Consider the following 546-nt stretch of genomic DNA (forward strand, 5'->3'; position numbering starts at 1 on the left):
GCCAGTTGTTTTACCGGCCGAAGGCGACCCGCATGCCGTCTGGGCTGCCCGCCAGCAGGCGCTGGCGACGAGTCCGGCACTGGACGCCGAAATGCCGTACTGGCTGGCGCAACTGGCCGATGCCCCGGCGATTCCCCAGGCCGATGGCCACGCGGCGGCCACCTGGCGCGAGGCACGGCAGCGCCACATTGCTCTGGACCGCGATGCCACCTCCGAACTTCTTGGTCCGGTCCTGGCCGCTCAGCGCCTGCGCATCAATGACGTCCTGCTGACGGCTGTCGGTCGCGCCTTGTGCAACTGGACGGGGAGCGAGGAGACCTTGCTGGAAGTGGAGGGCCATGGCCGTGACGCCTTCGATGACGGCGAACCTCTGGAGCTGTCGCGCACCGTTGGCTGGTTCACCTGCCTTTACCCGCTGCGCCTGCGCCCGACCGGCGAACCGGGTGAGGCACTGCGTGCGGTTAAGGAAAGCATCCGTGGTGTGCCTCGAGCCGGCATCGGCTATGGCGTGCTGCGCCACCTGAGCAAGCATGGTCTGGAGCTGAG

The 546-nt window shown here is 67.9% G+C and carries 1 protein-coding gene; it reads left to right on the top strand.

Features of this window, described 5'->3' with window-relative positions:
- On the top strand, positions 1-546 hold a 546-nt coding region (locus J0A65_RS25415), incomplete at both ends, for a condensation domain-containing protein (RefSeq protein WP_206596998.1).

The sequence above is a fragment of the Bowmanella yangjiangensis genome (assembly GCF_017255015.1).
GTDB classification, from domain to species: Bacteria; Pseudomonadota; Gammaproteobacteria; order Enterobacterales; family Alteromonadaceae; genus Bowmanella; species Bowmanella yangjiangensis.